Consider the following 20,936-nt stretch of genomic DNA (forward strand, 5'->3'; position numbering starts at 1 on the left):
CCGCTAGTGGACACGTTCGCGCTGGTCGTGACCATCGGGGTCGCGCTCTTCTTCACGTACACCAACGGCTTCCACGACTCGGCGAACGCGATCGCCACGTCCGTCTCGACCCGGGCCCTCACCCCGCGCGCCGCGCTGCTGATGGCCGCCGTGATGAACCTCGCGGGCGCGTTCCTCGGCAGCGGCGTCGCCAAGACCGTGAGCGAGGGGCTGATCGAGACCCCGCACGGCTCGGGCGGCATGGCGATCCTCTTCTCGGCGCTGGTCGGTGCCATCGTCTGGAACCTGATCACCTGGTACTACGGGCTGCCGTCCTCCTCCAGCCACGCGCTGTTCGGCGGCATGGTGGGCGCCGCGCTCGCGGGCGGGATCACGGTGTACTGGTCGGGCGTGCTCGAGAAGATCGTCATCCCGATGTTCCTGTCGCCGATCGTGGGCATGGGCCTCGGCTACCTGGTGATGCTCGCGATCATGTGGATGTTCCGCAAGGCCAACCCGCACAAGGCCAAACGGGGTTTCCGCATAGCGCAGACCGTGTCCGCGGCCGGGATGGCGCTGGGGCACGGGCTGCAGGACGCGCAGAAGACGATGGGCATCGTGGTGATGGCCCTGACCATCGCCGACGTACAGGACCACAACGAGATCCCGGCCTGGGTCAAGATCACGTGCGCGCTGATGCTGTCGCTCGGCACGTACGCGGGGGGCTGGCGCATCATGCGGACGCTGGGGCGCCGGATCATCGAACTGGACCCGCCGCAGGGGTTCGCGGCGGAGACCACGGCGGCGTCCGTGATGTACACGGCGTCGTTCCTCTTCCACGCGCCGATCTCGACGACGCACGTGATCACGTCGGGGATCATGGGCGTGGGCGCGACGAAGCGGGTTTCCGCGGTGCGGTGGGGAGTTGCGAAGAACATCGTGGCGGGGTGGTTCATCACGATGCCTGCGGCGGCGGGGGTCGCGGCCGTCTGCTACGCGGCGGTCACGCTCGTCTCCTGACCGCCCGGCCCGGCCCGGCTCGTCCCGGCCCGGCTCGTCCCGGCCCGGCTCGTCCCGCTCCCGCGAGCGGCCCTGAGCGGCCACCCACCCAAGCCCGCCCGGCGTTTGAGGACGAACCGGGGCGGCCACCGGCCGTTGCGTGGTCGCGATGCTTGTGGCCCACTGCCGGTCCGTCGTGGCCGATGGCCGTCCTCAATCGCCGGACGGGCTTGAAGCGGTGGCTGCGGCCCGTCCTCAAGCGACGGCTTGGGGACAGACGTGGGCCCGCCCCCGGGAGCCAGGAGCGGGCCCTGCCTTGCGGTGGCACCGCCATGCAGCACCGCGAGGCGGCTCCCCCACCGGCACCGCCGGCGGGAGAGAACCAGCACGTCAGCCGAAGCGGCCCGAGATGTAGTCCTCGGTCGCCTGGACCGCCGGGTTGGAGAAGATGCGCTCGGTCTCGTCGATCTCGATGAGCTTGCCGGGCTGGCCGACCGCGGCCAGGTTGAAGAAGGCCGTACGGTCGGACACGCGCGCCGCCTGCTGCATGTTGTGCGTGACGATCACGATCGTGTACTTCGACTTGAGCTCGCCGACCAGGTCCTCGATTGCCAGCGTGGAGATCGGGTCGAGCGCCGAGCAGGGCTCGTCCATCAGCAGCACCTGCGGCTCGACCGCGATCGCGCGGGCGATGCACAGCCGCTGCTGCTGGCCGCCGGAGAGGCCGGAACCGGGCTTGTTCAGGCGGTCCTTGACCTCGTTCCAGAGGTTCGCGCCCTGCAGGGACTTCTCGACGACGCCGTCCAGCTCGGACTTCTTGTACTTGCCGTTGAGCTTCAGGCCGGCCGCGACGTTGTCGTAGATGGACATCGTCGGGAACGGGTTGGGGCGCTGGAAGACCATGCCGATGGTGCGGCGTACGGAGACGGGGTCGACGCCCGAGCCGTACAGGTCCTCGTTGTCCAGCATCACCTTGCCCTCGACCCGGCCGCCGGGCGTGACCTCGTGCATGCGGTTGAGGGTGCGCAGGAAGGTGGACTTGCCGCAGCCGGACGGGCCGATGAAGGCCGTGACGGAGCGGGGCTCGACGCTCATCGAGATGTCGTCGATGGCGCGGTGCGAGCCGTAGTAGGCGGATAGGCCGCTGATGTCGATGCGCTTGGCCATGGTTCGGATCACTCCTCGGGGGTCTGGGGTTCGGCCCCAGCAGACAGGGGTCTCGGGGGCCTCAGCGGCCGGACTTGGGTGCCTTCCAGGCGGCGATGCCGCGCGCCAGCAGGTTGAGCACCATGACGAACGCGATCAGCAGCAGGGCGGCGCCCCACGCTCGGTCGTACGACGCCTCGTTGCCGAGCTTCCACTGCTCGTAGACGTAGTACGGCAGCGACGACTGGGCGCCGTCGAACGGGTTCGCGTTGATCGACGAGGCGCCGAACACCAGCAGCAGGATGGGCGCGGTCTCACCGGCGATACGGGCGATGGCCAGCATGACGCCGGTCGTGATGCCGCCGATCGCGGTGGGCAGCACGACCCGGAGGATCGTCAGCCACTTCGGCACGCCGAGCGCGAGAGACGCCTCCCGCAGCTCGTTCGGCACCAGCTTGAGCATCTCCTCGGTGGACCGGACGACGATGGGCATCATCAGGATCGCGAGGGACATGGCGCCGGCGAAGCCCGAGTAACCCATGTCGAGGTAGATGATCCAGAAGGCCAGCACGAACAGACCGGCGACGATCGACGGGATGCCCGTCATGACGTCGACGAAGAACGTGATGGCCTTGGCGAGCTTGCCGGTCCCGTACTCGACCAGGTAGATCGCCGTGAGCAGGCCGATCGGCGCGGCCAGGAGGCTCGCCAGCCCGATCTGCTCGAGGGTGCCGATCAGCGCGTGGTACGCGCCGCCGCCCGGCTGCAGGGTGATCACGCCGTTCATGGAGTGCGTGAGGAACGTGTTGTCCAGCACCTTCGAACCGCGGGCGACGGTCTCCCAGATGAGGGAGAGCAGCGGCACGACCGCGATCAGGAAGCAGACCCACACGACGCTGGTCGCCAGCCGGTCCCGGGCCTGGCGCTTGCCCTCGACGGCGGTCGTCAGGCTGAACGTGATGGCGACGTAGAGAACGGCCGCGATCAGGCCCCACTGGATACGGCTGTCCAGCCCGGCCGCCAGTCCGATGCCGCAGCCCAGGGCGGCGGCGAGGACCGCGAGGCCGAACGGGGCCCAGCGCGGCAGCCGCGGCTGGCGCAGCGGAGCGGAGGGTACGGGCACCTCGTCGACGGGCGTCTTGTCCAGGGTGACGTCGGTCATGCGTTGGCCCCCGAGTACTCCTTGCGGCGCGCGATGATCAGCCGGGCGAGACCGTTGACCAGCAGCGTGATGACGAACAGGACCAGGCCGGAGGCGATGAGCGCCTCACGCCCGACGCCCGCCGGGGAGGCCTCCTTGAAGGAGGCCGCGATGTTCTGGGCGAACGTGCCGCCGCCCGGGTCGAGCAGGCTGGGCGCGATCAGGAAGCTCGGCGAGAGCACCGTGGCCACGGCCATGGTCTCGCCCAGCGCACGGCCGAGGCCGAGCATGGACGCGCTGATGACGCCGGAGCGGCCGAAGGGCAGCACCGACATCCGGATGACCTCCCAGCGCGTGGCGCCGAGCGCGAGCGCGGCCTCCTCCTGCATCTTCGGGGACTGTTTGAAGACCTCGCGGGAAACGTTCGTGACGACCGGCAGGATCATGATCGCCAGCAGGATGCCCGCGGTGAACAGTGAGCGCGCGGCTCCGCCGTTGTACTCGAAGATGCCGGTCCAGCCGAGGTACTCGTCCATCCACTCGTACAGCCCGGTGAGGTGCGGCACCAGGAAGAGCGCGCCCCACAGGCCGTAGACGATGGAGGGGACGGCGGCCAGCAGGTCCACCACGTACGCGAGGGGCGTGGCGAGCTTGCGCGGCGCGTAGTGCGAGATGAACAGCGCGATGCCGATGGAGACGGGCACGGCGAGCACCATCGCGATGATGGAGCTGACGACGGTGCCGAACGCGAGGACCGCGATGCCGAAGACCGGCGGCTCGGCGTTGACGTCCCACTCGAACGTCGTGAGGAAGTTGCCCTCGTTCTCGCCGAGGGCCTTCGTGGCCTGCCACGTCAGGAAGACCGCGATGGCGGCCATGATGACCAGCAGCGTGATGCCGGAACCGCGGGCGAGCCCGAGGAAGACGCGGTCGCCGGGGCGGGTCGGCTTCTTGCCGCCGGCGGTGCTCACAGGGGTCGGCGGTGGCGGCGAGGCCGAAGCGGGTGCGGAATCAATACTCATGGTTTCTCCGGTCTGGAGGGAGGCCCGCGTGTCAGGGCGGGGTCCCGGGCGGCGGTGCACCGGATGGTCCACGTCGGTCCCGCGGCGCGCGGCGCGGGGAGGCGGCTCGGCTGCGGAACCTGACGTTTCAGTTGTCGGGACTGCCAAACTCAGGGACGCGCTCGGTCACTCGGAACCGGCGGCCGCCGACGGGCTGTTGCCAGCCGGCGTCGGCGACCGCCGGTCCGGGTGTCAGGCGAGGCTGTCGATGGTCTGGCGGACCTTCGTGATGATCTCGTCGGGCATCGGCGCGTAGTCGATGTCGGCGAGCGCCTTCTGGCCGTCCGCGCTGGCGGCGTACTTGAGGAAGGACTTGGTGGCGGCGAGCGTCGCCTTGTCGTTGCCCTTGTCGCAGGCGACCTCGTAGGTCACCAGGACCATCGGGTACGCGCCCGCGGCCTTCGTCGTGTAGTTGAGGTCCATCGCCAGGTCGTTGCCCTTGCCGACGACCTTGGCCTCGGCGATGGCCTTCGAGGCGTTCGCCGTGGTGGCCTCGACGGGGGCGTCCGCACCAGTGTCCAGCTTCACGGTGGGGATGTTGTTGCCCGTGGCGTAGGACAGCTCGGCGTAGCCGATCGCACCGTCGTTCTGCTTGACGTTCGTGGCGATGCCGGAGGAGCCGTCCGCGGACTGGCCGCCCTCGGCGGCCCACTTCTTGGCGGGCTCGTACTTCCAGGAGTTGGGCGCAGCCTTGTTGAGGTACTTGGTGAAGTTGTCCGTCGTACCGGAGTCGTCCGAGCGGTGGAACGCCTGGATCTTGGTGGACGGCAGGTTGGCGTCCGGGTTGAGCTTCTTGATGGCCGCGTCGTCCCACTTGGTGATCTTCGAGTCGAAGATCTTGGCGAGGGTGTCGGCGTCCAGCACGAGGTTGTCCACGCCGGAGACGTTGTACGTCACGGCGATCGGGCCGCCGACGAGCGGCAGGTCGATGCCCTGGCCGCTCTTGCAGACCTTCTTCGACTGCGTGACCTCTTCCGGCTCGAGCGCCGAGTCGGAGCCCGCGAAGGCGGTCTTGCCCTGGAGGAACTCCTGGATGCCCGCGCCGGAGCCGGTGGGCTTGTAGTTGATCTGGGTGTCGGGGCAGGCGGCCTGGTAGTTCTTCACCCAGACGTCCATGGCGTTCTTCTGCGCGCTGGAGCCCGAGGCGAGCAGGTTGCCCTTGCCCTCGCACTTGATGTTGCTGGCGGCCTTGCTGGACCCGTCGTCGCCGCTGCCCGAGTTGTCGTCCGAGCCACAGGCGGTGAGGACCAGGGCACCGGAGACCGCGAGAGCGCCGGCGGCGAGGGCGCGAAGCCGGTTCGTGCGCTGAAGCTTCACTTTCGTTCAGTTCCTTCCTGGGGCCCGCCGGTGGGGTCGGCGCGCGAAGAGATCGGGAGTCCGTCGTATGCGTTCACTAGGTCGCGCGGTCCTTGCCTCGTGGCGTGGGCGCGCGGGCTGTAAGGCTGAAATTAGGCAGAACAGGTGAAGCGGCCCATGGCCGAGAGTGAACGCAAAGTGAACCTCGGCGGTCAGTGCGGTAGCCGCCGTGACCTCGCCGAGACCTGAGTCGTTCGGTCCGCTTGCCCGTACGGGCCATGGCGCCCTGTTCGTTTCGGCGGCCGCATGGCAGCATCCGCTCCAGCTGACGTGACCAGAGCGGGAGTTGAGCCGGAAGGCAAAGGGGGTGCGGCCGGTGACTCGGCAGCCGAGGGGTTCTGTACGCGGGGCGGGTTCCGTACGCGGGGCGGGTTCCGTACGCGGGACGGTGCGCGGGACCGTACGGGGCGGGCGCGCGCTCGGGAGCCGGGTGGCGCTGGCCGTGGCGTGCGTACTGGGCGTACTGGCCGGGCCGCTGGCGGGGAGCGCGTACGCGGACCCGCCCGCGCCGGATCCGCAGCCGTCCGCGAGCGGTCCTGGCGGCTCTGGCGGCTCTGACGGGTCCGGCGGCTCCGGCGCTTCCGGCGAGAAGAGCCTCGAGCAGGTCCGCAAGGAGATCGAGGACCTGCACAGCAAGGCCGAATCCGCGGCGGAGGAGTACAACGCGGCGGAGGAGAAGGCCAAGCAGCAGCGGAAAAACGTATCGGCGCTGAACCGTAAGATCTCCGCGAACAAGGGCAAGATGGACGCCCTCAAAAACCGCGCCGGCGCGATGGCCCGCGCCCAGTACCGCGGCGGCGGCATGCCGGACGAGGCGCAGCTGATCCTGGCCAACAGCCCGGCGGAGTTCATGCGGCAGGCCGGACTCGTACGCAAGGGCCAGCAGGCCACCCGCGGCTTCCTCGGCAAGCTCACCGACACCGGCAACCGGCTCGACGGGTACGCGGCCGAGGCCGCCGACCAGTGGCAGCGGCTGGAGAGCAACCGCAAGAAGAAGGCCAAGGCGAAGAAGACCGTCGAGGACCGCCTCAAGAAGGCCGAGAAGCTGCGCTCGCAGCTGGAGAAGGACGAGCTCAAGGAGCTGGCCGAGCTGGAGAAGCGCGCCGCGGACGCGCGCCAGGCCCGCTGGCTCGAGAGCGGCGTGCTCGAGGAGATCCGCGGCAAGGCGTCGAAGGCGGGCAAGCGCGCGCTCGCGTACGCCACCGACCAGGTCGGCAAGGACTACGAGTGGGGCGCCGAGGGCCCGAAGACCTTCGACTGCTCAGGACTCACGATGCGCGCGTGGCAGGCGGCGGGCGAGACCCCGCCGCGCACGTCGCAGCAGCAGTGGAAGTCCCTGCCCAAGGTGCCGATCAAGGAGATGCGGCCGGGCGACCTCATCATCTACAAGAAGGACGCCAGCCACGTCGGGATGTACGTCGGCGACGGCTCGATGGTGCACGCGCCGCGCACGGGGCGGCAGATCACGGTGGAGGGCGCGGGCTCGATGCCGATCCTCGGCGTCGTACGGCCGGACGGTGACGCGGCGGCGGACGGCGGCTGACACGGGGGACCGGCGGAGGACTGATGGCCGGCCGGCCGGGCGGCCGGCCGGCGGCGGCTCGCGGCGGGCGTACGCACGGGACGTGACATCTGGCATATGACAAGAGCATGTTGCCTGCAGGCATTCCGTACGGGTGTGCCAGGGCGCTAGTGTCGCCTGCGGCGCCTGGCGACCAGGGGTGCCGCGCCCTCGGGGGGAGGGAAGAGGAATCGCAGTCATGCCGGTACCCGTGCATCGGGACAACACGGCGGCCTCGCCGCTCGCGGTGATCCCGAACCAGGGTGAGCCCCAGGGGGAAGGGGCCGGAAGCGCAGGGCTCACCCTGTTGGTGATCGAAGACGACCCGACCGGGAGTGTCAGCGTGCCCGCGCTGCTGGGCGCGCCCAGCGAGCCCATCCGGACCCGTACCGCCCGCAACCTCACCGAGGCCGAGCGGCTCCTGACCGACGACGTGCACTGCATCCTGCTCGACCTGTCGCTCACCCTCCGTACGGAGGCGGGCGCGGGCGGTTCGGGCGGTTCGGGCGGTTCGGGCGGCGCGGGTGGTGCGGGCGGCGGTGCGAGCGGTGCGAACGGCGGTGCGAGCGGTGCGGGCGGCGGTGCGAGCGGTGCGGGCGGCGCGGACGGCTCCGACGTACCCGACAACGAGGACGAGCTGGACATGTTGCGCCGCGTCCTCCGCCTCGCCCCCCGGCACGCCGTACTCGCCCTGACCGACGGCGCGGACGCCGAACGGGCGGCCGCGGCCGTACGCGTCGGCGCCCAGGACTACCTCTTCCGCGACGAGCTCGACGGCCGCCTCCTCGGCCGCGCCGTCCGTTACGCCGTCGAACGCAAGCGCGCCGACCTCGCCCAGCGCCAGCTCACCGAGTCGCGCCTGCGCGCCGAGGAGAACGCCCGGCTGGAACGCGGCCTGCTGCCCACCCCGCTACTGCACGGCAGCGACCTGCGGTTCGCCGCCCGCTACAGGCCCGGCCGGTCCCGCGCGCTGCTCGGCGGCGACTTCTACGACACGGTCCGTACCGCCGACGGCACCGTGCACGCGATGATCGGCGACGTGTGCGGGCACGGGCCCGACGAAGCGGCACTCGGCGTCGAACTGCGCATCGCCTGGCGCGCGCTGACCTTCGCCGGACTGTGCGGCGACGAACTGCTCGGCACCCTGCAGAAGGTCATCGAGCACGAGCGGCCCACCGACGAGGTGTTCGCCACCCTCTGCACCGTCGACATCGCCCCCGACGGGCGCAGCGCGGGCGTGTGCCTGGCGGGCCACCCGTCGCCCCTCATCGCGGGCTGCGGCGGCGCCGGGCCGCGGCTGCTCCCGTACGACGAGAGCGGCCCCGCGCTCGGCCTGCTGCCGTCGGCACGCTGGCCCCGGCGTCAGGTGGAGCTGGGCCGCGCCTGGTCGCTGATGATGTACACGGACGGGCTGATCGAGGGCCGCGTCGGCACGGGCCGACAGCGGCTGGGCCAGGAGGGCATGGTCGACATCGTCGCCCGCTTCCTCGCGCAGGGGCGGCGCGGCGAGGCGCTGCTCGAGGCGACGATGGAGGAGGTCCGCGGGCTCAACGGCGGCGAGCTGACGGACGACGTGGCGGTGCTGCTGCTGGACCGCGGGTGAGCGGGGGCGTTTCCGCGGTGACCGGGGTTTCCGCGGTGACGGGGGATGCTGCGGGGGTTTCCGCGGCGTTTCCGCGGTGACGGGGGTCAGCGACCGCCGTTGAACGGCCCGTACGGCCCGTCGCTGCTGCTGCCGCCCTGCCGGCGCCCGTTTCCGCCGATGACCTGCTTGAGGGCGGGGCGGACGTCCACGATGTAGACGATAGTCGCGATCAGGCCGATGATCTGCAGGAACAGCATCGGGATCAGCAGGTTCACCGCCACCGTGATGCCCAGGATGATCATCCAGAACTGCTTGTTCTGCTTGTCCGCCGCCGGATACGCGTCCTGCCGGCGCATCGCGGCGTCGATGAACGCGAAGACGGCCAGCGCGAGCAGAACGATGCCGATCAGCAGCCAGACCGATGCCGTGAATTCCTGCACCAACATGATGCACACACCCTTGTTCGCCGTCGGTGGTCGTCGTCAGTCATCCGTCGTGGAGCACGTGGCGCACGTGGAGCCGTAGCGCCCACGCTACCCGTACAACGGGCCGGGCACGCCTTCTGTGCCCGGCCCGCTGGGTCAGCTGTCCGACTCGGGCGTCGTCGGCTTCTTCGCCGAGGTGCCCGTCTTCCGCGCGGTGGCGGTCTTCTTCGCGGCGGCCGGCTTGTCCTTGGGCGCCGCCTTGGAGGCGGTCTTGGGTGCTGTCTTCGGCGCGGTCTTCGGCGTCGCCTTGGAGGCCGCCGGGCGCGGCTTCTCACTGGCGGTCGTCGCGGCATCGCGGGTCGTACGGGTGCCGGCGCCGCCGTCCTCGGCCTTCCCGTTCCGGCCGCTCCGGGTGGCGGCGGGCGGCTCCGCGACGGGCGGCTCGGCGACGCGTACGGTCGTGCGCTCCACCGTCACCTCGGGCACGTCGCGCGGCTCCTCGCCCCGCCACGTCTGCACGGCGCCGCGGCCGCGCTCGGCCAGCTCGTCGTACGTCTCGCGGGCCTTGACCGCGTACTCCGCGGCCACGCCCACGCTCTGCAGCGCGAGCGTCTCTGCCTGCTCGCGCAGCTTCTTCACGTCGGTGTCGATGTGCCCGAGCGCCTCGCTCACCTTGGCCTGCGTCTCCTTGGCCTGCGTGGTGACCTTCTGCTGGACCTCCTTGGGGTCGGCCTCGCGTACGGCCGCGATGCGGTCGGGGGCCTCCTCGCGGATCTTGTCGATGACGCCGGCGGCGAAGTACAGCGGGGTCGGGTCGGTCAGGGTCTTGCGGATGTCGTCGGCGAGGGGCATGTGCCGTATCCCTTCCAGGACGTGCGGTGGTGTCTGGTGTCTGCTGTGACGGCTGTGCTTACGGCTTACGGCTTACGGCTTACGGCTGTGCTTGCGGCTTCGGCTTCCCGTCGGCCGTGGCGTCGGCGGTCTGCTCCGGGTCGTCGCCCGCCCGCTCCTCCGCCTGCTCGTCCGCCCGCTGCTCCGTCTGCGGCGCGGGCGGCGGTGTCGCCGGATGCCCGTTCTCCTTGCGGAAGGACTCGTAGATCTGGAGCAGCACCTGCTTCTGCTGCTCGTTGATCGACGGATCGGCGAGCACCGCGGCGGCCACGCCGAGGTCGTCCCGGTCGCGCTGCGGCTCGTCGAGGATCCCGGCCTGCACGTACAGCGTCTCGGCGGAGATCCGCAGCGCCTTCGCCAGCTGCTGCAGGATCTCGGCGCTCGGCTTGCGCAGGCCGCGCTCGATCTGACTGAGGTACGGGTTGGACACCCCGGCGGCGTCGGCGAGCTGCCGCAGGGACAGCTGCGCGGTGCGCCGCTGCTCCCGCAGGAACTCGCCGAGCCCGCCGACGTTCAGGGAAGCCATGACTCCACCGTGCCCGGCGCTGCTAACTTTTGCAAGCGCCGTGCTTGCAAAAGTGTCCCTCGTCACCGTGCCGAGCGAGGGCTCAGCCGGTCGCGGAATGGCGCGCGGCGCTCACCGCGTGCCGGGGCCGTCGCGTCGCGGCAGTCCTTCGACGACCAGGTCGTAGGAGTGCTCGACCGCGTCCGTGACCAGCCGCTTGGTGATGCCGGGGCCCGGACCGAGCGAGATCCAGTGCCGTTTGTCGAGGTAGCGGCCCGGTGTGATCGTGGGGTAGCCGCGTTGTTGCGCGCGGGCGTGCTCGGGTTCGCACTTGACCGTGATGATCTGCTCGTCCGGGTCGTCGGTGACGATCAGGAACACCTTGCCTGCGACCTTGTACACGTCGAGTGCGGGGGTGAAGGGGCGGCCGTGGCTGACGTCGGGGAGGGCGAGGGCCACCTGGCGGGCGGTGTCCTGGAGCCGGTCGTCGGCCGCACTCACCGCGCCGCCCGCGTGTCGATGCCGTAGGTGTGCGGGTCGAAGGGATGCGTCGGCAGCGCTCCGGGAAGCTCCTCCGCGCAGGCGGTCGCGGTCTTGAGCAGGGTCGATCCGTTCATGGGGATTGCCTTCCTCGGGTGGCGACGACTGCGGCATGGACGGACGCCGCCGGGCGGTTACGGGGCATGTCCCCATCCTGTCCCGGAAGCCGGTGGAACGGGCGGTGGGCCGCGGGCATGTGACAGTCGGCGAGCGACGCCCCAGGAAGGGCGGAGGGGTCGATAACCGGTCGACAGGCGCTGCCGCGAGGCGCTGTGATGGCCGCTGCTGTCCGCCGTACGGTGCGGACCGACCGCAGGAGCTGGCTTGGCAACGGCGAGAACCGCGGACATCCGGCCCGAGATCGACGCCGCGCTCGTGAGGCGTCTGGTGGACACGCAGTTCCCGCGGTGGGCCGGGCTGCCCCTGGAACTCTTCGCTTCGGCCGGCTGCGATCACGTGATCTACCGGCTGGGCGAAGAGTTGGCCGTACGGTTGCCCCGCCATGCCGGGGCCATCGGGCAGGCGCGGAAGGAGTTCCGGTGGCTGCCCCGGCTCGCCCCGCATCTGCCCCTGGCCGTTCCGGTGCCGGTGGGGGTCGGGGAGCCCGGTTTCGGATATCCGTGGCCGTGGGCGGTGTCCCGTTGGCTTGACGGCGAGGTGGCGACCGTCGACGCACTGGCCGACTCCACCGGCGCCGCAGCCGAGTTGGCTCGTTTCCTGCGGTCCCTGCAGAAGTTCGCACCCGACGGCGTTCCCGCCGAGACCGGCCGCGGAGAGCTCGGCAGCTGGTCGTTGGCCGACCGGGACCGCGCGACGCGGTACGCCATCGCCGAGGTCGACGGCGTCTTCGACGCCGCGGCCATGACCGAGCTGTGGGACGCGGCCATGAGCGCCCCCGCGTGGGACCGCCCTCCGGTCTGGTTCCACGGTGACTTCCACACGGGCAACCTGCTGACCGTCGACGGCCGTCTCAGCGCCGTCATCGACTTCGGCGGGCTCGGCATCGGTGACCCGGCGTGCGACCTGATGATCGCCTTCACCCTCATGACGGCCGGCAGCCGAGCCGCATTCCGCGACACGCTCGGCGTGGACGACGCCACCTGGCTGCGGGGCCGCGGCTGGGCTCTGGCCACCGGCCTGAACGCCTACACCTCCTACGCCGCCGTCAACCCCCGGATCGCCGCGCAGACCACCCGGCAGATCACCGAGGCCCTCACCTGCTAGCCGACGCGGGCCTCGGCGGTGCGAGGGGCCTCGGCGGTGCGGTCAGCGCTTTCCGTAGTTCTCCGGGCCGCAGGAGCGCGAAGCCCGGGTCGTCGCGGCGTACACGTACGGATAGAGCCAGGTCTCCGCGAGGAGGTCGGTGCGCAGGGTCCGTACGGTGATCACGTAGCGCCCGGAGGTGCGCATGTGGGCGCGTTCGAAGAAACCGTCGCCGTAGTCGCCGCGGCGGGGGCTGCCGTCACTGTGGGACTGGGCGGACCAGAGCGTCAGCTTCTTCTCCCACTCGCCGTCCTGGAGAAGGAAGTTGTAGACCATGCTCGCCATCGCGCTGTCCGGCATGGGGACAACGGTGACGGAGACCAGGACGGGCGGGTTCGGGCTGCCCTGCTCCAGATAGACCCCGGCCATCACCTGCGAGCAGTCGCAGGAGGTGAGTACGGAGGTCAGGTTCCTGGGTCCGGCCTCCTCGGCCGGGCGGGGGCCCGCCGCCACCCGTACGTACTCGCCGTCGAGATCGTTGACGAACTTCTCCGGCAGCAGGGCGTCCGCGGTGAACGGAATCGGATCGGTCGCCCTGCTGCTCCACGTCTCCTCGTCGATCTTGCCGTCTCCCTCCGCTCCGGTGGTGGCCGCCCCGCCCGCGGGGCCGAGGATCCGGTCGACCTCGGCCCGCTGGTCCCGTACGAGGTCGTTGACGCGCGGCGGCCAGGGCCGGGTGGACGCGGCGGCATGGCCGATGAGGTCCTGCAGCCGGCCCAGGCCGGGCCGCTCGGCCGGGTCCTTGGCGAGGCATGCCTCGGCGACCGCGCGTATCCGGTCGGGGAGCGCCGACAGGTCGGGCTCGGAGTGCAGGACGCTGTGGAGCACCTGCGGCATCGACGTTCCCGTGAACGGGCTCGCTCCGGTACAGGCCATGACCAGCACGGCACCGAGCGAGAAGATGTCGCTCGCCGGCGTGATCGCGGCTCCTTCGACCTGTTCGGGAGACATGTAGGGCGGCGAGCCGACGGCCCATCCGGTACGGGTCAGCCTGGTGCTGCCCGGGGCGTCGTCGGTGGCCAGCGCGATACCGAAATCGACCACCCGGACGCCCTCGTCGTTGACGAGCACCCCGCCCTGGCCGGCGAGCGGGACGCCCGTCGTGGTGGCTTCATCGGTGAGGAGGATGTTGTCCGGCTTGAGGTCCCGGTGCACCAGCCCTGCCCCGTGGATCTCGTCGAGGGCGGCGGTCAGACCGGCGGCCAGCCGCAGGGCGGCCTTCTCCGGAAGCGTTCCGGTGGATCCGGTGGTGACTCCGACGGTGGCGGCATCGGCATCGGCGCCGCCGCCGATGCCGCCACCGGCCGCACCGGCATCGACCACCTGCTGCAGCGACGGGCCGGAGACGAAGGTCGAGGCCAGCCACGGTGTGGGCGCGTCGAGGTCCGCGTCGAGCACGGGGGCGGTGTGCGCGCCGCGCACCCTGCGCGCGGCGGCGACCTCCCGCCTGAACCGCCCCTGGTGGCGCGCGTCGTCGGCGAGAGCCGCGCGGATGAGTTTGACGGCCACCGGCCGGCCGTCCGGCCCGGTCCCCAGAAAGACCCGGCCCATGCCGCCGTGGCCCAGCACGGCCAGCAACCGGTACGGCCCGATCTCCCGTGGGTCGGACTCCGCCAAGGGCTCCACCGCCACCACCTCCCGGCACAGATCATGCCGCCCGGCTGCGGGCAGCGGTAGGCCGGTCCGGCGGCATCCCGCGTTCGCGGCAGGCGGGTTGGCGACCGCGAACGGACAGTCAGGCAGACGGACGGTCAGGCGTACGGACAGGCAGTCGTACGGCCAATGGTCACGCGAGGGGGTAGCCGATCGCTTCCGCCGCCGCGACGAGATCGTCGTAGGACGCGTCCGGGTTGAGACCGGCGACTGCGGAGTGGTCCAGCGGACGCAGGCCGTAGACGTGCCGCACGGCCTCGATGTCGACGGCGGTCTCGTAGTAGTCCTCCGCGAACGCTTGAAACGCCTCGGGAGTCGGGTCGGCAAGCAGCCCGAACAGCCAATCCGAGCCGTCGGGGTCCGGATGCCCGCCGGGGAAGTCGATCTGCCCGGCCTGCCAGCGGTCGTCGCCCTCCTGCCGCCACATGCACACCGTCACCACGGGCGTGCCGTCCTCATCGGTGAACGCGGGCTCGCTGACGAGGCCGCGGAAGACGGCGGGGACCGTGTCCACCACGCCCGGCCACGGCGCGGGCACGTCGTCCCGGTGGTACGGACTCAGCGGAGACTCGTGATCGAAGCCGCGTATGTACGCGCCGGCGGACGAGAAGACGATGTCGAACTCGTCACCTGACCCGGTTCTCATCGAGGCGAGCTCCTCGGTCTCCGACCAGCCGGCGTTGAACGAGTAGTACGGCTCGTCGTCCGGGTTCAGTACCGCGTCGGCCATGGCCATCGACCTGCAGAGGTCTCGCAACACCGGGATGCCGGGCAGCACCGCGGCGACATCGTGGACAGTCATACGGCACATCCAAGCGGACACCGCTGACACTGCTCCACCGGGTGGCCGGGGCTCGTCAACACCGGACTGTCAGTGGGCCCTTGTACGCTCCCGAGCATGACTACAGAGCCGGCCCACGACCCCCGTCCGGCCTTCGTCCGGGCGCTTGATCAAGCCGAGCAGCAGGTCGCGGCAGTGAGCCCCGGGGAGCTGGGCAAGCGCACTCCCTGTGCCGATTACGACGTGCGCGCGCTGCTCGGGCATGTGGTCTCCGTGCTGCACAAGCTCGAACGTGCCGGGAGCGGAGGCGATGCGCGCGGCGTGCCCGATGTGGCCGAGGGCATAGCCGACGACGGCTGGGCGCGCGCGTTCGCCGAGGCACGTGGCGAGGCCGAGCGGGTGTGGGCCGGGGACGGGCAGCTCGACCGGATGGTCGAGCTGCCGTGGGCCACGCTGCGCGGGCGGGACGCTCTCGAGGCCTACACCCACGAGTTCACGGCCCATTCCTGGGACCTCGCACATGCCACCGGGCGGCTCGCCGAGCTCGACCCCGACCTCGGCGCGCGGGCGCTTGAGGGGTTCTCGAAGTTCGCGCCGCCGGAGGAGCGCAGCGAGCAGGGGCCGTTCAGCCCGGTCGTCCCCGTGGCCGACGACGCCGACGTCTACACCCGGCTGGCCGCGTACCTGGGGCGCCGGCCGTAGTAGCGCGCCTGTGCCCGCGGCGTGCCCCCGCGCCGTAGCCGTGCCCGCGCTGTGGCGTGCCCGCGGGGAATCCCCGCCGCCCCGGCCGGGTTGCCTGCTGTGACGGTGAGAACAGCGGGACGGTGAGAACAGCGGGACGGACGGGACGGACAGAGACGGGAAGGGGCGGGAGCCGGTGAGCCTTCGGCAGTACGAGTACGCGCTGGCCGTTGCCGAGGAGGGCTCGGTGACGGCGGCGGCGGAGCGGCTGCACGTCGCCCAGCCGTCGGTGTCGCAGCAGATCCGCGGCCTGGAACGGGAGCTCGGCGTGCGGCTGTTCGCCCGTACGCCGACCGGGCTGGTGCCCACCGTGGTCGGGCGCGCGTTCCTGCGGGAGGCGGAGGTCGCGGTGAGCGCGGCGCGGCGGGCGCGGGCGACCGCGCAGGCCGGTGCCGACGATCTGGCGGGCGAGCTGGTGGTCGCGGTGCAGATGGGCTTCGGTACGCGGCAGCTGCCCGGCGCGCTGGGTGCGCTGCGCCGCCGCTTCCCGCGGCTGGAGGTCACCGTCTTCGAGGAGCCGAGCTCCGCCGAGCTGGAGTCGCTGTGCCGCCGGGGCGTCCTGGACCTCGCGCTGATGGCGGAGTGCGAGCGGACCCCCGCCGACGCCCACCACCTCGGCGACGAGGAGTTCGCCGTGGCGCTGGGCGCCGGGCACCGGCTGCTCGCCGCGGACCGGGTCGGGCTGCGGGAGCTGGAGGGGGAGCCGTGGGTGCGGTTCGACCGCGACAGCGCGCTCGACGGCGTACTGGTGAGCGTGCTGCGGAACAACGGGCTGACCCCCGTCACGGCCGCCCGCGCGTCCCAGACGGCGACGGCCGTACGCTGGGCCGCCCATGGGCTGGGGGTGACGCTCGTCCCCGCCTCCGCGGTGCCGCACGGGCACGAGCACCTCGTACGGCCGGTGTTCCCCGCCGTGTCCCAGCCGGTCATCGCCGTGCTCCGGCAGGACGCGGGCCCGGCGGAGACGGCGCTGCTCGAACTCCTGCGCCAGGAGACCTGGTCTGAGCCCGCTGCCTTCTCGCCGGTGCCCTGACGGCCGGGCGCGCGCCCTGGGGGCGGCTGCTCTCAGGAGGGCTAGAAGGCGCTGCCGCCGGCGTCGACGTGGAGCGTGGTGCCGGTGATGTAGGCGGCGCGGGGAGAGGCGAGGAAGCAGATCGCCTCGGCGATCTCGGGTGCCCTGGCCGTCCGTTGGAGGCCCAGGTCCCTGGCGACGCCCTCGTTGCCCTCCTCGCCCCACTCGGCCAGCACGCCTTCCGTACGGGTCGGGCCGGGCGAGACGCTGTTGACCCGTACGCCGCCCTCGGCGAACTCCGCCGCCCACGTGCGGGTCAGCGAGGTCAGCGCGGCCTTGGACGCGCTGTACACGGAGGCGCCGCTGAAGCCGCGGAACGCCGCGAGCGAGGTGACGTTGACGATGGCGCCGTCGCCCTTCTCCAGCATGTGCGGCACGAGGGTGGCGACCAGGAAGTAGGCGCCGCGCACATTGGTGGCGAAGATCTGCTCGTAGCCCTCCACGCTCTGCTCGACGGTGGGCGAGGTGGGGAAGGTGCCGGCGTTGTTGACGAGGACGTCCACCGGGCCGCTGTCGCGGGCCAGTTCGGCGGCGGAGTCCAGGTCGGCCATGTCGGCGGCGATGAACCGGACCGCGCCGTCCTCCCGCGCGGCGTGCACGGCGTTCTTGCCGCGCTGGACGTCGCGGCCGGTGATGACGACTTCGGCGCCCGCGCGGGCCAGCTGCCGTGCGGTGTCCAGCCCGATGCCGGAAGTGCCGCCGGTGACCAGTGCGGTCTTTCCCCGCAATTCCATTCCGTGTGACCTTTCGTGGTGTCCCGGAGTTCTGAAAAATTCCGGAAGCGGTTCAGCCTCTGGGGAACTCGCCGCCGTCCACGACGAGATTGCTTCCGGTCAGCCAGCCCGCCCGGTCCGACATGAGGAACAGCACCGCGTCGGCGATGTCGTCGGGACGGCCGTCGCGACCTATCGGGGGCGCCGTGGTGTCCTGGCCCGGCCCCTCGTCGAGGAGCGCCCACTGCTCCCGCGTCGCCTCGCCGCCGGGGGTGGCGGTTCTGCCGGGGGACACGGTGTTGACCCGGATTCCGGACGGGGCCAGCTCCGCGGCCAGTCCCCGGCTGTAGTTCTCCAGCGCCGCCTTCGCCGCCGTGTAGTGCAGGAACGGCGGTGGTGCGAGCGGGGTCGCGGCCGACGAGACGTGCACGATCGCGCCCGTACGCCGTTCCCGCATGCCCGGTGCCAGCAGCGCGTCGAGCCGTACGGGCGCCAGGAAGTTCAGGGCCAGCGTGTCCTGCCACTCCTCGTCGGGGATGGCCAGCGCGCCCTTGTGCGGCCCGGCCCCGCCGACGTTGTGGACCAGGATGTCCACCCCGCCCAGCAGTTCGTGCGCGGCCGCGGCGAGCGTCTCCGCGCCCGCCCGTGTCCGTACGTCGGCCGCCACGAACGTGGCACCGTCGTGCGGCGTGCTCGCTGCCGACCTGGCGTTCGTGAGCACTTCGGCGCCCGCGTCCAGGAATTGGCGCACAATGGCCGCCCCGATTCCGCGTGAGCCGCCGGTGACCAGGGCCCGCTTTCCCGCGAGTTCTCGGGTTCCCGATCCGTTCTCGGTCGTGGTCATGCCACCGGTCCTCTCGAATTCTTTCCAGGCGGGTGTCAGTTGCGGGTTCACGGTACGTACGGAAAAGAATGAGAGGCAAAGACGTAAATTCAGCAGGGGGTATAGGGGATTCCTATGCCGTAACGGGGAGGCCGCCGCGCGGCGGGTCCGCGGCGTGCGGAACCATGAAGCATGCGACCGGACGACTGGCAACTCACCGAAGACGTCGACGACTTCCTCGCCCGCGCCGGGCACTTCCTGCGCTCGCGCCCCGCCCTGCACACCATGCCGCTGACCGTGACCGAGAAGCTGCGCACGCGCGGGGCGGGCGCGTACGGCACGGGTCGGGCGGACGCGTACGGCACGGGCGGCGCGGACCCGTACGGCACCCAAGTCCCCGTCTTCGGCCTGCTGGAGCAGGCGGGTACGGTCCGCGCCGCCTGCTACCGGCTTCCGTCGCGCGGTCTGAGCCCCACCCGCCTCACCCACGGGCAAGCGGACGCCCTCGCCGCCCGCCTGGCCGGCCTCGGGCACTCCCTGCCCTCCGTCAGCGCGGACCACGGCACCGCCACCGCCTTCGCCGGGGCATGGCAGCGGCACACGGGCGCGGCGCCGGCGCTCGGTACGCGCATCCGGCTGTACCGGCTCGGCACGCTCACCCCGCCGGAGCCGCTCCCCGAGGGCCGGGGCCGTGCCGTGGGCGAGGAGGACCACGAGCTACGGGTGCGCTGGTGCGGCGAGTTCGTCGACACCGTCGGCGAAGTGCCCGCCGTGGGCGCCCGGTCCTGGGCCGGTTCGCGCTTCGCCGACCGGCACTTCACGTTCTGGGAGACCCCGGACGGCGCTCCCGTCGCCATGGCGGCCGCGACGTCGATGGTCGCCGGCATGGTCCGGATCGACCCCGTCTACACCCCGGCCCACCTCCGCGGCCGCGGCTACGCGGGCGCCGTGACGGCCGAGGTGAGCCGGGCCGCGCTGGCCGGGGGCGCGACGGACGTCGTGCTCTTCGCGGACCCCGCCAACGCCACCAGCAACGCCCTCTACCAGCGCCTCGGTTACGTGCCGGTCACCGAGTGGTCCGTGTACGACTTCGCGCCCGCCGCCGCACCGGAGGAACCGGAAACCCGCTGACCCGTCGCCGCGCCCGCTCCCGTACCGGCCCCCGCCCCCGTACCGGCGGGTGCGCCGAACCAGCGCGGCAGGTGCGCGAGCAGGTCCGTCTGGTCCTCGCCCGCCCAGGCCACGTGGCCGTCCGGGCGGAGCAGCACCGCCGGTACGTCCAGTTGCTCGCCGTCGTCCGCGTCGTCCGCGTCGTCCGCGTCGTCCACGACGTGGTCGACACGGTCGGCCCAGCCCGCCGCCGAGAGCCGGCCGGTCCGGTCGAGCAGCAGGCCACGGCCGCCGCGTGTCAGCTCGTAGAGGCGGGACTGCTTCAGCCGCATGTCCCGCAGCCGCCGGCCGAGCAGCGGGTGGCCGTCGCTGGCGCCGTCGCCGTCGCTTGTGCCGTCGCCGTCGCCGTCGCCGAAGTCGTAGCGGACCCCGATGGCGGTGATCTTCTCCGTCAGGTGCCGGTTCACGTCCTCGAAGTCCATCAGCTCCGCCACCAGCCGCCGTACGGCCCGGGCCCCCGGTTCGGTGGACATCAGCTCAGCCTGCGCGCGGGTGTTGTCCAGTACGGCGGCGGCCACCGGGTGCCGTTCGGCGTGGTAGCTGTCCAACAGCCCTTCCGGCGCCCAGCCGTTGACCTCGGCGGCCAGCTTCCAGCCGAGGTTGAACGCGTCCTGGATGCCGAGGTTGAGGCCCTGCCCGCCCATCGGCGGGTGGACGTGCGCCGCGTCGCCGGCCAGCAGCACGCGGCCGACGCGGTACCGCTCGGCCTGCCGGGTCGCGTCGCCGAACCGGGACAGCCAGCGCGGCGAGTGCACGCCGAAGTCGGTGCCCGCGCAGGCGCGCAGCTGCCGCTTGAACTCGTCGAGGGTCGGCGCGGCCGTACGGTCCTCCGCCACCCCGTCGGCGGGTACGACGACGCGGTACACGTCCTCCCCGAAGGGCCCGACGCCGAACCGCAGCTGCGTCTTGCGTACCTCGGCCACCACGGCGGCCACCGTCTCCTGCGGCACGTCCACCCGCATCTCGCCCAGCAGCGTGTCGTTACGGGTGGGCTCGCCGGGGAAGCCGACGCCGAGCAGCTTGCGTACGGTGCTGCGGCCGCCGTCGCAGCCGACGAGGAAGCGCGAGCGCAGCACCGTACGGTCGGACAGTTCGACGGCCACTCCGTGCTCGTCCTGGCTCAGCCCGGCCAGTGCGTGGCCGCGCCGGATGTCGGCGCCGAGTTCGGCGGCGCGCTCGGCCAGCAGGCGGTCGGTGGTGGTCTGCGGGATGCCGAGGACGTACGGGTGTGTGGTGTCCAGCCGGGTGGGCGAGGGCTTGGGGATGCCGGCGAAGAAGCCCCCGACCGGATGCCGCGTGCCGAGCGCGAGGAACCGGTCCAGCAGGCCGCGCTGGTCCATCACCTCGATGCTGCGTACGTGCAGCCCGAGCGCGCGGACGTACGCGGGCGGCTCCGGATCCTTCTCCAGTACGACCACGTGCACGCCGTGCAGGCGCAGTTCGGCGGCCAGCATCAGGCCGGTCGGGCCGCCGCCGGCAATGATGACGTCAGTCATGATCCCCCCACTCCACGAGATGGCCCCGCGGACCT

20 protein-coding genes are annotated in these 20,936 nt (G+C 71.7%); 7 read left to right on the forward strand and 13 right to left on the reverse strand.

What is annotated here, in order from left to right; translation table 11 throughout:
* Window positions 1–6: 6 nt before the first annotated feature.
* Complete coding sequence (locus DVA86_RS24850; RefSeq protein WP_208881584.1) at window positions 7–999, forward strand: inorganic phosphate transporter; 993 nt, start codon at window positions 7–9, stop codon at window positions 997–999.
* Window positions 1,000–1,368: 369 nt separating this feature from the next.
* Here the strand turns inward: DVA86_RS24850 and pstB are convergent, their stop codons facing one another.
* From pstB to pstS, 4 genes are all read right to left on the reverse strand, one after another.
* Window positions 1,369–2,145 (reverse strand): phosphate ABC transporter ATP-binding protein PstB, encoded by a 777-nt coding sequence (gene pstB, locus DVA86_RS24855; protein WP_208881586.1) that lies wholly within the window; start codon window positions 2,143–2,145, stop codon window positions 1,369–1,371.
* 61 nt (window positions 2,146–2,206) lie between these two features.
* Window positions 2,207–3,286, reverse strand: a complete 1,080-nt coding sequence (gene pstA, locus DVA86_RS24860; RefSeq protein ID WP_208881587.1) for a phosphate ABC transporter permease PstA — start codon at window positions 3,284–3,286, stop codon at window positions 2,207–2,209.
* Entirely contained in the window at window positions 3,283–4,287 is a 1,005-nt protein-coding gene (pstC, locus tag DVA86_RS24865) for a phosphate ABC transporter permease subunit PstC (protein WP_208881589.1), read from the reverse strand. Before pstC ends, pstA begins: the two co-directional genes overlap by 4 nt.
* 231 nt (window positions 4,288–4,518) lie before the next feature.
* A complete protein-coding gene (gene pstS / locus DVA86_RS24870) occupies window positions 4,519–5,643 on the reverse strand; it encodes a phosphate ABC transporter substrate-binding protein PstS (protein WP_208881591.1) in 1,125 nt (374 codons plus the stop codon).
* A gap of 427 nt (window positions 5,644–6,070) precedes the next feature.
* On the opposite strand from pstS, the gene DVA86_RS24875 reads away from it, so the two are divergent.
* Both DVA86_RS24875 and DVA86_RS24880 read left to right on the forward strand, forming a co-directional pair.
* Window positions 6,071–7,225 (forward strand): C40 family peptidase, encoded by a 1,155-nt coding sequence (locus DVA86_RS24875; RefSeq protein WP_245997091.1) that lies wholly within the window; start codon window positions 6,071–6,073, stop codon window positions 7,223–7,225.
* A 217-nt stretch (window positions 7,226–7,442) separates the two neighbouring features.
* Entirely contained in the window at window positions 7,443–8,846 is a 1,404-nt protein-coding gene (locus tag DVA86_RS24880; RefSeq protein WP_208881592.1) for a PP2C family protein-serine/threonine phosphatase, read from the forward strand.
* A gap of 86 nt (window positions 8,847–8,932) precedes the next feature.
* On the opposite strand, the gene DVA86_RS24885 is transcribed toward DVA86_RS24880, so the two are convergent.
* The 4 genes from DVA86_RS24885 to DVA86_RS24900 form a co-directional block, all read right to left on the reverse strand.
* On the reverse strand, window positions 8,933–9,274 hold the full coding sequence (locus DVA86_RS24885) for a DUF2516 family protein (RefSeq protein ID WP_208881594.1): 342 nt from the start codon (window positions 9,272–9,274) through the stop codon (window positions 8,933–8,935).
* A 135-nt stretch (window positions 9,275–9,409) separates the two neighbouring features.
* A complete protein-coding gene (locus DVA86_RS24890; protein ID WP_208881596.1) occupies window positions 9,410–10,105 on the reverse strand; it encodes a hypothetical protein in 696 nt (231 codons plus the stop codon).
* Window positions 10,106–10,184: 79 nt separating this feature from the next.
* Complete coding sequence (locus DVA86_RS24895; RefSeq protein ID WP_208881598.1) at window positions 10,185–10,670, reverse strand: helix-turn-helix domain-containing protein; 486 nt, start codon at window positions 10,668–10,670, stop codon at window positions 10,185–10,187.
* A gap of 111 nt (window positions 10,671–10,781) precedes the next feature.
* Entirely contained in the window at window positions 10,782–11,150 is a 369-nt protein-coding gene (locus DVA86_RS24900; protein ID WP_208881600.1) for an MmcQ/YjbR family DNA-binding protein, read from the reverse strand.
* Window positions 11,151–11,513: 363 nt separating this feature from the next.
* On the opposite strand from DVA86_RS24900, the gene DVA86_RS24910 reads away from it, so the two are divergent.
* Window positions 11,514–12,413: an aminoglycoside phosphotransferase family protein gene (locus tag DVA86_RS24910; protein ID WP_208881602.1), complete on the forward strand. Its 900-nt coding sequence runs from the start codon at window positions 11,514–11,516 to the stop codon at window positions 12,411–12,413.
* Window positions 12,414–12,455: 42 nt separating this feature from the next.
* On the opposite strand, the gene DVA86_RS24915 is transcribed toward DVA86_RS24910, so the two are convergent.
* Together DVA86_RS24915 and DVA86_RS24920 are read right to left on the reverse strand one after the other, a co-directional pair.
* Window positions 12,456–14,078: a serine/threonine-protein kinase gene (locus DVA86_RS24915; RefSeq protein WP_245997093.1), complete on the reverse strand. Its 1,623-nt coding sequence runs from the start codon at window positions 14,076–14,078 to the stop codon at window positions 12,456–12,458.
* A 160-nt stretch (window positions 14,079–14,238) separates the two neighbouring features.
* Window positions 14,239–14,907 (reverse strand): hypothetical protein, encoded by a 669-nt coding sequence (locus DVA86_RS24920; RefSeq protein ID WP_208881604.1) that lies wholly within the window; start codon window positions 14,905–14,907, stop codon window positions 14,239–14,241.
* Window positions 14,908–15,003: 96 nt separating this feature from the next.
* On the opposite strand from DVA86_RS24920, the gene DVA86_RS24925 reads away from it, so the two are divergent.
* On the forward strand, window positions 15,004–15,588 hold the full coding sequence (locus DVA86_RS24925; protein ID WP_208881606.1) for a TIGR03086 family metal-binding protein: 585 nt from the start codon (window positions 15,004–15,006) through the stop codon (window positions 15,586–15,588).
* A 175-nt stretch (window positions 15,589–15,763) separates the two neighbouring features.
* Window positions 15,764–16,660 (forward strand): LysR family transcriptional regulator, encoded by an 897-nt coding sequence (locus DVA86_RS24930; protein ID WP_208881608.1) that lies wholly within the window; start codon window positions 15,764–15,766, stop codon window positions 16,658–16,660.
* 41 nt (window positions 16,661–16,701) lie between these two features.
* On the opposite strand, the gene DVA86_RS24935 is transcribed toward DVA86_RS24930, so the two are convergent.
* On the reverse strand, window positions 16,702–17,433 hold the full coding sequence (locus DVA86_RS24935; RefSeq protein WP_208881610.1) for an SDR family NAD(P)-dependent oxidoreductase: 732 nt from the start codon (window positions 17,431–17,433) through the stop codon (window positions 16,702–16,704).
* A gap of 52 nt (window positions 17,434–17,485) precedes the next feature.
* A complete protein-coding gene (locus DVA86_RS24940; protein ID WP_208881611.1) occupies window positions 17,486–18,256 on the reverse strand; it encodes an oxidoreductase in 771 nt (256 codons plus the stop codon).
* A gap of 171 nt (window positions 18,257–18,427) precedes the next feature.
* On the opposite strand from DVA86_RS24940, the gene DVA86_RS24945 reads away from it, so the two are divergent.
* A complete protein-coding gene (locus DVA86_RS24945; protein ID WP_208881613.1) occupies window positions 18,428–19,366 on the forward strand; it encodes a GNAT family N-acetyltransferase in 939 nt (312 codons plus the stop codon).
* Here DVA86_RS24945 and rox read toward each other — a convergent pair.
* Window positions 19,291–20,901, reverse strand: a complete 1,611-nt coding sequence (rox, locus tag DVA86_RS24950) for a rifampin monooxygenase (protein WP_208881615.1) — start codon at window positions 20,899–20,901, stop codon at window positions 19,291–19,293. The genes DVA86_RS24945 and rox overlap by 76 nt on opposite strands.
* Between the last annotated feature and the right edge of the window lie 35 nt (window positions 20,902–20,936).

The sequence above is a fragment of the Streptomyces armeniacus genome, from assembly GCF_003355155.1.
Taxonomy (GTDB): domain Bacteria; phylum Actinomycetota; class Actinomycetes; order Streptomycetales; family Streptomycetaceae; genus Streptomyces; species Streptomyces armeniacus.

Coding starts and splice junctions, on each gene's coding strand:
- pstB (WP_208881586.1), bottom strand. CDS start 2,145: ATGGCCAAGCGCATCGACATCAGCGGCCTATCCGCCTACTACGGCTCG.
- pstA (WP_208881587.1), bottom strand. CDS start 3,286: ATGACCGACGTCACCCTGGACAAGACGCCCGTCGACGAGGTGCCCGTA.
- pstC (WP_208881589.1), bottom strand. CDS start 4,287: ATGAGTATTGATTCCGCACCCGCTTCGGCCTCGCCGCCACCGCCGACC.
- DVA86_RS24880 (WP_208881592.1), top strand. CDS start 7,443: ATGCCGGTACCCGTGCATCGGGACAACACGGCGGCCTCGCCGCTCGCG.
- DVA86_RS24885 (WP_208881594.1), bottom strand. CDS start 9,274: ATGTTGGTGCAGGAATTCACGGCATCGGTCTGGCTGCTGATCGGCATC.
- DVA86_RS24890 (WP_208881596.1), bottom strand. CDS start 10,105: ATGCCCCTCGCCGACGACATCCGCAAGACCCTGACCGACCCGACCCCG.
- DVA86_RS24895 (WP_208881598.1), bottom strand. CDS start 10,670: ATGGCTTCCCTGAACGTCGGCGGGCTCGGCGAGTTCCTGCGGGAGCAG.
- DVA86_RS24920 (WP_208881604.1), bottom strand. CDS start 14,907: ATGACTGTCCACGATGTCGCCGCGGTGCTGCCCGGCATCCCGGTGTTG.
- DVA86_RS24925 (WP_208881606.1), top strand. CDS start 15,004: ATGACTACAGAGCCGGCCCACGACCCCCGTCCGGCCTTCGTCCGGGCG.
- DVA86_RS24935 (WP_208881610.1), bottom strand. CDS start 17,433: ATGGAATTGCGGGGAAAGACCGCACTGGTCACCGGCGGCACTTCCGGC.
- DVA86_RS24940 (WP_208881611.1), bottom strand. CDS start 18,256: ATGACCACGACCGAGAACGGATCGGGAACCCGAGAACTCGCGGGAAAG.
- DVA86_RS24945 (WP_208881613.1), top strand. CDS start 18,428: ATGCGACCGGACGACTGGCAACTCACCGAAGACGTCGACGACTTCCTC.
- rox (WP_208881615.1), bottom strand. CDS start 20,901: ATGACTGACGTCATCATTGCCGGCGGCGGCCCGACCGGCCTGATGCTG.